This window comes from Pseudomonas capsici, assembly GCF_017165765.1.
Classification (GTDB): Bacteria; Pseudomonadota; Gammaproteobacteria; order Pseudomonadales; family Pseudomonadaceae; genus Aquipseudomonas; species Aquipseudomonas capsici.
This window is the reverse complement of record NZ_JAFGZD010000001.1, coordinates 504076-514131: the sequence shown is the minus strand read 5'-3', so window position 1 is coordinate 514131 and position 10056 is coordinate 504076. Positions and strand designations below refer to the sequence as shown.

At 59.4% G+C, this 10056-nt stretch carries 9 protein-coding genes; 5 read left to right on the top strand and 4 right to left on the bottom strand.

The genetic code is table 11. The features are described from left to right. Positions 1–23: 23 nt before the first annotated feature. Positions 24–863 (bottom strand): transporter substrate-binding domain-containing protein, encoded by an 840-nt coding sequence (locus JSY17_RS02185; protein ID WP_408636076.1) that lies wholly within the window; start codon positions 861–863, stop codon positions 24–26. A 247-nt stretch (positions 864–1110) separates the two neighbouring features. On the opposite strand from JSY17_RS02185, the gene JSY17_RS02180 reads away from it, so the two are divergent. The 4 genes from JSY17_RS02180 to JSY17_RS02165 all read left to right on the top strand — a co-directional run bounded on the left by JSY17_RS02180 (position 1111) and on the right by JSY17_RS02165 (position 5044). After that, positions 1111–1983: a LysR substrate-binding domain-containing protein gene (locus JSY17_RS02180; protein WP_117181013.1), complete on the top strand. Its 873-nt coding sequence runs from the start codon at positions 1111–1113 to the stop codon at positions 1981–1983. A gap of 69 nt (positions 1984–2052) precedes the next feature. Then, positions 2053–3273 (top strand): putative DNA modification/repair radical SAM protein, encoded by a 1221-nt coding sequence (locus JSY17_RS02175; RefSeq protein WP_117167648.1) that lies wholly within the window; start codon positions 2053–2055, stop codon positions 3271–3273. Next, positions 3270–4103, top strand: a complete 834-nt coding sequence (locus tag JSY17_RS02170) for a TIGR03915 family putative DNA repair protein (RefSeq protein ID WP_117187170.1) — start codon at positions 3270–3272, stop codon at positions 4101–4103. Before JSY17_RS02175 ends, JSY17_RS02170 begins: the two co-directional genes overlap by 4 nt. Positions 4104–4216: 113 nt before the next feature. Then, a complete protein-coding gene (locus JSY17_RS02165; RefSeq protein WP_206401305.1) occupies positions 4217–5044 on the top strand; it encodes an NAD-dependent protein deacetylase in 828 nt (275 codons plus the stop codon). Here the strand turns inward: JSY17_RS02165 and JSY17_RS02160 are convergent. Further along, positions 5041–7404 (bottom strand): DNA polymerase II, encoded by a 2364-nt coding sequence (locus tag JSY17_RS02160; protein ID WP_201014450.1) that lies wholly within the window; start codon positions 7402–7404, stop codon positions 5041–5043. The genes JSY17_RS02165 and JSY17_RS02160 overlap by 4 nt on opposite strands. Positions 7405–7626: 222 nt before the next feature. Between JSY17_RS02160 and JSY17_RS02155 the strand changes: the two genes are divergently transcribed. Next, the gene (locus tag JSY17_RS02155) at positions 7627–8067 is read left to right on the top strand and encodes a CBS domain-containing protein (RefSeq protein WP_117167652.1); all 441 of its coding nucleotides are present in this window, start codon (positions 7627–7629) and stop codon (positions 8065–8067) included. 58 nt (positions 8068–8125) lie between these two features. Here the strand turns inward: JSY17_RS02155 and JSY17_RS02150 are convergent, their stop codons facing one another. Then, on the bottom strand, positions 8126–8656 hold the full coding sequence (locus JSY17_RS02150) for a DUF4174 domain-containing protein (RefSeq protein WP_117167653.1): 531 nt from the start codon (positions 8654–8656) through the stop codon (positions 8126–8128). A gap of 127 nt (positions 8657–8783) precedes the next feature. Continuing rightward, positions 8784–9986, bottom strand: a complete 1203-nt coding sequence (locus JSY17_RS02145; RefSeq protein WP_117187167.1) for an aspartate aminotransferase family protein — start codon at positions 9984–9986, stop codon at positions 8784–8786. Positions 9987–10056: the final 70 nt, after the last annotated feature.

Here is a 10056-nt window from a genome sequence, read left to right as displayed (position 1 = left end):
GTCGGCATGAAAATGGGAGAAGATCAGGCACCCTTGGCCTTGAACTGCTCATGCAGCTCGACCAGTGCGGGGGATGCAGGCGTGATGTTGTGGCGCTTTTCGACTTCGATCAGCCAACCGGTGCGATGCCAGTCCTGCACGATGCTGTCCAGACGCGCCTGAGTGTCGGTTTCGCCCAGGCGAGTCCAGATCACCGAAGGTGCCGGGTTCAGTTCCGGAAGAATGGCGCGGTAGCCCTTCCACTCTTCGTTGCTGGCCAGCAGCGGATTGATCAGCGTGGCGTCGTGCACGGCCGCAACGCAGTTATTGCCACGCAGGGCCAGCAAGGACTCGGCAGAGCTCTTGAAAGCCTTGAGCTGGGCACCGAAGTCGGTCAGCGGCTTGATATAGCTGCTGCCTTGGGACGTGCAGACCGGCTGGTCCTTGAGATCCTCCCAACGAGTGATCTTGCTGTCCTTGAGTACCACGGCAGTGCCACCGACCTTGTAAAAAGGTGTCGGCACCGAACCGAGGATCTGCCCGCGCTCCGGGGCCCACTCCATGTTGGCGATCAGCAGATCGACCTTGCCCTGTTGCAGGAATTGCACGCGGTTGGCGGTCAATACCGATACCAGCTCAACCTCGACGCCCAGACGACGTCCCAGGTCTTCAGCCAGATCCACGTTCGCGCCCTTGGGTTTGCGGGTTTCCGGGTCGATGGAACCGAAAGGCCCGCCGGGCAACAGCACACCCACCACCAGACGATGACGCTCCTGGATCTTGTCCAGAGTTGCATCGGCCATGGCAGCGCCACTGACAGCCAGACCGGCAAACAGCCCCAGCATGGCCGGGAAGAGACGTGAAACGGATGAGCAAGTCGGCATGTAAATTCCCCAGACAAATGATCGGAGTTCCCCGATGCGATGTCGGGACATTACGGATCGTTGCCTGTTAACGGAAATTCAAATATCAAATATGGTTATAACTTTCCATGCGCACCCTCATCTCCCCTCATGAAAAACCCAGTATTCATTGGCAGAAAATAAAATCACCAGAAAAGCCACCCCTTAAAACATAAAATTACGTAATGTATTTACCTGAACCCCTGATATGAATTCAGCGCAGAACACCATGCCCGATCCTTCAAGCCCTACCTCGACTCTCGATCTGGAACTGCTGCGCACCTTTGTCGCGGTGGTCGATCATCACAGTTTTGCCGAAGCAGGCCAGCGGCTGTCGCGCACCCAGTCCTCGGTCACCCAGCACATGCAGCGCCTGGAACAGCAAGTGGGTGTCAGTCTGTTTCAGAAGCAAGGTCGCCAGAAGCAACTGACCGAACCGGGTCGGCAACTGCTGCGCCACGCACGGCAGATGCTGTCCCTCAATGACGACGCCCTGAACTCGTTGCGCGAGAGCAGCCTGAGCGGTGTGCTGCGCATCGGTTCGCCCCATGACATCGCCGACACCATCCTGCCACCGCTGCTAAGCCACATCGCCCGCTCGGCTCCGCGCCTGCGCCTGGAAATCGATGTGGGCCGCAGCCCGTTCCTGATGGATGACTTGCACCGCGGTAAAGTGGACATGGTGATCTCGACCCGTGAAGACCCGACCCTGGAAGGCTTTGCCCTGCGCACTTCGCCGGTGTGGTGGATCTGCTCCGCGCAATACATTCATGTGCCGGACGAACCGCTACCGCTGATTCTGGTGGATGAACCGAGCATTTATCGGCGCTATGCCCTGCAAGCCCTGGAAGCGGCCAATATTCCGTGGCGACAGGCGTATCTGGCGTCCAACCTGATCGGCATCAAGGCCGCCACTCGCGCAGGTCTTGGCGTAACGGCGCGCAGCATGGAAATGCTCGGACCGGACATGCGCGTATTGGGTGAAAACGATGGACTGCCGCGTCTGCCCGACGTGACCTATCACCTGTGGATTCGGCCCAACACCGTGAATCCTCTGGCCCGCAAGGCCTATGAACTGATACGGGCCAGCCAGGGGTTGTAGGCAAAATCCGAGCTTGTAGTAAGGCGACCAACCGGATACTGTATATAAAAACAGTATCGGTATTTTCTCATGCAGCTCATCGACAAGCTCAGCATTCTGGCAGACGCTGCCAAATACGACGCGTCGTGCGCCAGCAGTGGCGCGCCCAAGCGCAGTTCGCAAGGCAAGACCGGGCTTGGCTCGACCACCGGCATGGGCATTTGTCACAGCTTCACGCCGGATGGTCGCTGTGTCTCGCTGCTGAAAATCCTGCTGACCAACTTCTGTCTGTATGACTGCCAGTACTGCGTCAACCGTCGCTCCAGCGATGTGCCTCGTGCCCGTTTCAGCCCGGAAGAAGTCGTTACCCTGACCCTGGATTTCTATCGACGCAACTGCGTCAGCGGATTGTTCCTGAGCTCCGGCATCATCCGCTCCGCCGACTACACCATGGAACAACTGGTACAAGTCGCCCGGCTGCTGCGGGAAAAACACGAGTTTCGCGGCTATATCCATCTCAAGACCATTCCTGACGCCGATCCGGCACTGATCGAACAGGCCGGGCGCTATGCCGACCGCCTGAGCGTGAACATCGAATTGCCCACCGATGCCAGCCTGCAGACCCTGGCACCTGAAAAGAACGTGGTGTCGATCAAGCAGGCCATGAACACCATCCATACCGGCGAGCAGACCGTGCTCAACGAACCCCGTGCCCCGCGTTTTGCACCCGCCGGACAAAGTACCCAGATGATCGTGGGGGCCGATACCACCGATGACAGCACCATCCTGCACAGCGCCCAGTCGCTCTACAGCAACTTCAAGTTGCGCCGGGTCTATTACTCGGCATTCAGCCCGATCCCCAACAGCCCGAACAGCGTACCGCTGGCCGCGCCGCCACTGCTGCGCGAGCATCGCCTCTATCAGGCCGACTTCCTGCTGCGCGGCTACGGCTTCACGGCCAACGAACTGTTGAGCGGACCGGGCGATCTGGCACTGGACATCGACCCCAAGCTGGCCTGGGCCTTGAGCAACCGGGCGGTCTTTCCACTGGACCTGAACAACGCCGAACCGGCCCTGATCGCCCGCATCCCCGGCATCGGCATCCGCACCACCCAGCGACTGGTCGAGCTGCGCAGGCAGCGGCGCATTCGCTACGAAGACCTGACCCGCCTGCGGTGCGTACTGGCCAAGGCCAAGCCGTTCATCATCACCAGCGACTACCACCCTTCCCAGGCCGAGAGCAGCAGCGAGCAGTTGCATTATCAATTGCGCGACAGACCACAACCGCAGCAACTGGGGCTCTGGGGATGATCTGTCTGGATTGCGATGACCTGTTCGATACCTGGCGTCAGCAGGCACGCTGGCTGCTGAGCCATGAAATCGATCCCAGCCGGGTCAGCTGGAAGGCTGGCAACGATACCGACCTGTTCTCCAGCGACGAAGATATCCCGCAGGAGCCCGGGCCTTTTCAGGCGCGGGTTCCGCTGGAGCTGTTGAAACTGTTGCAAAACGCCGCCTGTTATCGCGGCGATCAACGCTGGAGCCTGTTGTATGAAGTGCTCTGGCGGGTGAGTCATGGCGACCGCACCGCCATGCTGGCAGGCGACCGGCTGGGCAGTGAGCTGCATCGACGCCTCAAGACCATCGGCCGCGAAGCGCATCATCTGCATGCCTTCCTGCGCTTTGTAGCGCTTCCCGCCTCAAGCGAGGCATCTGACCTGCTGCAACCCGAATACGTGGCCTGGCATGAACCGGCCCACGACATTCTGCAAAGTGCCAGCCAGCACTTTATCGGCCGCATGGGCCAGCACCGCTGGATGATCGCTACCCCAAGGGACGGGGTTTATTACGATGGCACGCAACTGATCCACGAACGACGCTGCCCCGACGTCTGGCAGAAAATGGCCCGTCAGGTAGACGATCCCCATGGCGACCTGTGGCTGACCTATTACAGCCACATCTTCAACCCGGCGCGTCTGAACCCCAAAGTCATGCAAGGTCATATGCCTTCACGCTTCTGGAAAACCCTGCCAGAAGGCCCGCTGATCCCCGCCCTCATCACCCAGGCCAGAACCGGCAAGCAACGGGACGGCCAGGCCAGCGATATCGGGGCAAGACCGGGTAAAAGGATTGGACGGTAGATGCAGATCCGTCAAGGCTACTGTCGCCAGCAAGCTGCCTCCCACAAGTGATCTTCTCCCCCACGCAATTGGTGGTAATGTCTCGACCTGAACCCTCCTTTAGAGGTGCGACGATGCTGGACAACCTGATCCACGATCTGCTTCAGACCCTGACCGACAAGCCACTCCTTGTCCTGACCGGCGCAGGCATCAGCACGGCGTCGGGCATACCCGACTATCGCGACAGGGACGGCGTGCGGCGTGGCAAGCAGCCGATGATGTATCAGGAGTTCCTCAAGGCCCACAGCGCGCGCCAGCGTTACTGGGCGCGAGCCATGCTCGGCTGGCCGCGTATCCGCCAGGCGGAACCCAATGCCGCGCACCGGGCGTTGGCCAGCTTGCAGGCCAGCGGACATATCAGTGGGCTTATCACCCAGAACGTCGATGCACTTCATGATCAGGCGGGCAGCCATGACGTGATCGAACTGCATGGCAGTTTGCATCGGGTGCTATGCCTCGATTGCCAGCAGCGCAGCGACCGGGCAGCGATCCAGGAGGTCATGGTCCGGCAGAATCCTTACCTCTCGGGCATCGACGCCATACAGGCGCCCGATGGCGATACCTTGCTGGATTCGTCTTTCGAGTCAGACTTCCAGGTCCCCCACTGCCCGAACTGCGAAGGTCAGCGACTGAAGCCGGATGTGGTGTTCTTTGGTGAAAACGTTGCAGCCGAAACGGCCGCCAAAGCCACGCAAAGCGTCGAACAGGCGCAAGGCCTGCTGGTGGTCGGCACCTCGTTGATGGCCTGGTCGGCCTTTCGCCTGTGCAAGGCCATGGCCGAACAAGGCAAACCCATCATAGCCATCAATCAGGGCAAGACCCGTGCAGATGACTTGCTCGATCTGAAGATCGAGGCGTCATGCGAGCAGGTATTGCCAGCACTGGTGGAGCGCCTGGGCTAGAACAACCCCAACTGACCACCAATCAAGGTACTGAAATCGTCATCGACAAACGGCAGGATAGCGTCAGCCACGGGTTGCAGTTGGCGGGTGACGTAATGGTCATAATCGATGGGCACCCTACGAACCTCCAGAGGCTCCGGCCCGGCAACACTGATCACATAGCTGATCCATCCCCCATTCTGATACTGGCGCGGTCGGCCCTGGCGGTCGTTGTACTCATCGGCAAGGCGCGCGGCACGCACGTGGGGCGGGACGTTACGCTGGTAGTCGTCCAGCTTGCGCCGCAGCCGCTTGCGATAGATCAGCAGATCATCGAGTTCGCCTGCCAGGGTGCGCCGCACATAGTCGCGTACGTAATCCTGATAAGGCTGGCGCTTGAAGATTCGCAGATACAGCTCCTGCTGGAACTGCTGCGCCAGTGGTGACCAGTCGGTGCGTACGGTTTCCAGCCCCTTGTAGACCATTTCATCGCTGCCATCGGCGCGGGTGACCAGCCCCGCGTAACGCTTCTTACTGCCCTCCTCTGCGCCGCGGATGGTCGGCATCAGAAAGCGGCGGAAATGCGTTTCAAACTGCAGCTCAAGAGCACTGTGCAATCCGTATTGGTTGTGCAGATGTTCACTCCACCACTGGTTGACGTGCCGGACCAGCTCCCGCCCGATATTCGTCGCCTCTTCCTGCTCATGGGCATGCCCCAGCCAGACAAAGGTTGAGTCGGTGTCGCCGTAGATGACCGTATACCCCTGGGCCTGGATCAGCTCACGGGTCTTGAGCATGATTTCGTGGCCACGCATGGTGATCGACGACGCCAGGCGTGGGTCGAAAAAGCGGCAGCCACTCGACCCCAGCACACCGTAGAAGGCGTTCATGATGATCTTCAACGCCTGGGACAGCGGCGCATTGTGTTCGCGCTTGGCGGTTTCGCGGCCACGCCAGACCCGTTCGACGATGGAAGGCAGGCTATGCCGGGTGCGGGAAAAGCGTGCACCGCGAAAACCCGGCACGGAATGCTCGTCATCCGGCTGACGCATGCCTTCGATCAGCCCTACGGGATCGATCAGGAAGGAGCGGATAATCGACGGATACAGACTCTTGTAGTCCAGCACCAGCACGGACTCATACAGGCCTGGCTGGGAGTCCATGACAAAGCCGCCGGGGCTGGCTTCCGGCAGGCGCTCGCCAAGATTGGGGGCGACAAAGCCCTGGCGATGCATCAGCGGGATATACAGATGACAGAACGCAGCAACCGAACCACCACTGCGGTCGGCCGGCAAACCTGTGACCGTTGCGCGCTCCAGCAGGAAAGTCAGCAATTGGGTCTTGGCAAAAATCCGCGTCACCAGCTCACAGTCCTTGATGTTGTAGCGGGCCAGCGCCGGTTTGTCCTCGGCGAACATGCGGTTGATTTCATCCATGCGCTGATACGGCGTATCAATGGCCTTGCCTTCGCCCAGCAGGGTCTGTGAGACGTTTTCAAGGCTGAACGAAGGAAAGCTCCAGGTTGCCGAACGCAGCGCTTCGATACCGTCGATCACCAGGCGTCCGCTGATATCGGCAAAGTAATGATTGTCGCGATTGCCATGCTCGCGCCAGCCCATGGGTTCGTTCCCACGCCCCAGCATCAAGGGGACCTGCAAGCGCTTGGCATGTTCATGCAGGACCCGCAGGTCGAACTGCACCACATTCCAGCCAATGATCGCATCCGGATCATGCAGGGCCAGCCACTGGTTCAGCCTCTCCAGCAACTGCGCACGGGTGTCGCAATACTCGAGCTGGAAATCCAGAGTCTCATTGCCACCATTGGCCGGGCCCAGCATGTAGACCTGACGCTGCCCGCAACCCTCCAGGGCAATCGAATACAGCTCGCCACGGGAGGTGGTTTCGATATCCAGCGAAACCAGTTTCAACTGTGGCCGATAATCGGGGTCTGGCTTGATCTGGGCATTGCACAGAACGCCCTGCTCGTCAGGCGTCCCGCCGAACAGCACGGGCGCCGTAATGAAGCGCTCCATCAGATAGCGTTCAGGAGGACGGATGTCGGCTTCATAGACATCCACATTGCCCTTGCGCAACAGTTTCTCGATGTTCATCAATTGCCGATGCTGCTGGCAATAGACGCCCAGCACCGGGCGGTGCCGGAAATCACAGAGCGCCAGCGGACGCAGCTCGACGCCACGCTCACCGCGCAGCAACGCCCTGGCACGCTCGCCCTGCTCGGCGGGAACGAAAGCGACGGAAGGCTGGCAAGGCAGGCGGATATGTCTGGGGCCATGATCGGTGGCCAGCCAGAAGTCGACTTCAGTCCCGGCTGGCGTATCACGCCAGTGACGACTCAGGATAAAGCCCTGCTGTAAATCCAACGTGCTGACCTCGGGAAAGTGTTTCAGAAACTGATTCTACCCTTCGTGCCCCGGGACTGAGCGAATTCATTCGCGAAGGATGGTTTAGGGTCTTCGCGGATAAGCCTGCTTCAACCTTTCATGCTTTAACAAATACTTGCCTGAACTCTCCGATCCCGTGATTCTGTAGTGCCCTCTCCGGGGGGGCTACAATCATTCAGGTCCTCATCCACGGAGCGCCCCATGAAAACCGTTGCCCAGTTGCTGAAGCTCAAATCCGAACAACACCAGCAAGTGCACACCATCGGTCCCGATCAGATGGTGCTCGATGCACTCAGGCTGATGGCCGACAAGAATATCGGGGCATTGCCGGTTGTAGCAGGCGGTGTGGTTGTCGGGGTGGTCAGCGAGCGTGACTACGCGCGCAAGGTGATTCTCAAGGGACGTTCGTCAGTCGGCACGCCGGTCAGTGCCATCATGAGCAGCAAGGTGATCACCGTCGACTCGCATCAGAGTGTGGAAACCTGTATGAACATCATGACCGACAACCACCTGCGTCACCTGCCAGTGGTAGAAGACGGGCAACTGCTGGGGCTGTTGTCCATCGGGGACCTGGTCAAGGAAGCCATCGCAGAACAGGCCAGCCTTATCCAGCAACTGGAGCAGTACATTCGCGGGGATTGAGTTTCAGCGTAGTAAACAGCGAGTGGAGCTGACAGCGCAGCTCCACCCTCTTGCCACATCAGTCATCCAGAGTCTTGCCCTGGGCACCCGCCTTGCCGGGCTTTGCAGCCTTTTCGACAGGTGCCTTGGCTTCCGGCTCGGGTGGAGGTGCTGCGGCTTCACGCTCGCGCATCGGCATCTGATCGATCGTGGCGAAGATTTCCTTGGGATCGATGGCTCCGGCTTTTTCGATCTTCTTCTCACCGTCCTTGCCCACCAGAATGACCTTGGTCTGCACGCCGGCCCCCAGCTTGAGTTCACGGATCAAAGCCATGGTGGACTGGGCATCCATGGTCTTGCCGTTACGCTCACCAATGGTGTTGACCACGGTATACAGGACCATATTGCGCTGGGCGAATGCCTCGCGATTGGCGGGTTCATCAAGAGCCTTTTTCAGGCTGATCAGGGTGGGGTCGACCGAGCTGGGAGCAATGATGATCAACGGACGTGTCTTGCCGCGCTCCTGCGCCAGCGGTGCATCGCTGTCGGCCGCAAAGGACGGCCCGGCAGCGATCAGCAAGGTGGCGAGGGTCAGGGACCGGATAAGCATGGTGGGCTCCTTTCAAATCCATGGGGGTAAGCATTACGCGTAGAGACTCGTAATTCCCAGCGTTGTTCTACCGCATCTGCATCCTCACGGTATAGTCCACTATTTGCCTTTCCCTCGATCCGTTGCTTCAGGCACAGCCCTGGACAGCCCTGCAACCGACACTATCCAACGTCCTGACGAGGCCTTGCACGATCATTTCGACCTCCGCGCCATCAAGGATCAACGGCGGCAAGAGACGAATGGTCTTGCTTCTCGTCACATTGATCAACAAGCCCTGCTGACTGGCTGCAACGAAGGTCAGGTCAGCAATGGCTTGTTGCAATTCGATACCAATCATCAGTCCCGAACCACGGATTGCCAGTACCTGAGGATGACTGCCCAACTCTTCGCGCAATCGCTCCAGCAAGTGCTGCCCTTGTTGCCGGGCATTCTGCACAAGATCCTGCTGTTCGATGATGTCGATGACGGTACAGGCAGCGCGACAGGCCAGTGGATTACCGCCAAACGTACTGCCATGGCTGCCTGGGGTAAAAAGTCTGGCAGCCGCACCTTTCGCCAGGCAGGCACCGATGGGAATGCCGTTACCCAGGCCTTTGGCCAGAGTCATGACATCAGGCACGATACCTTCGTGCTGAAAGGCAAACCATTGCCCGGTACGCCCCATACCCGTCTGGATTTCATCGAGCATCAGCAACCAGTTGCGCCGTGTGCACCGCTCACGCAAGGCTTTCAGATAGCCCAGCGGGGCAACCTGCACACCGCCCTCGCCCTGCACGGGCTCGACCAGCACGGCCGCGATACGATGGCCATGACTTTCACATACCCGGTCGAACGCCGTCAGATCCCCGAACGCGACCTTGATGAAATCGCCCGGCAAGTTACTGAAACCCAACCGCACTGCCGGCCCGTCACTGGCAGACAAGGTGCCCAGCGTGCGTCCGTGAAAGGCGTTTTCCATGACGACGACCAATGGCTGGTCAATGCCTTTGTGCCAGCCATGCAAGCGGGCGAGCTTGAGTGCCGTTTCGTTGGCCTCCGCCCCGGAATTGTTGAAAAACGCACGCTCCAGACCCGACAGCCGGGTCAGCTTATGCGCCAATCGTTGCTGCCAATCAATGCTGTACAGATTGGAGGTATGCAACAGTAACCCCGCCTGTTCGGTGATGGCCGCGACCAGCAAGGGATGGGAATGCCCGACATTGGTCACCGCAACACCAGCCACGGCATCCAGATACTCGCGGCCTGCCTGATCCCACAGACGGGTGCCAAGGCCACGGACAAGATTCAGGTCCAGCGGCTTGTAAGTAGTCATCAGGCAATCGGCGGTCATGGTGTAAAGCTCCAGAGTGGTCAGACGGTTTTTGCAGTATCGTTAGCCACCAGAGCTGGATAAACAGCGC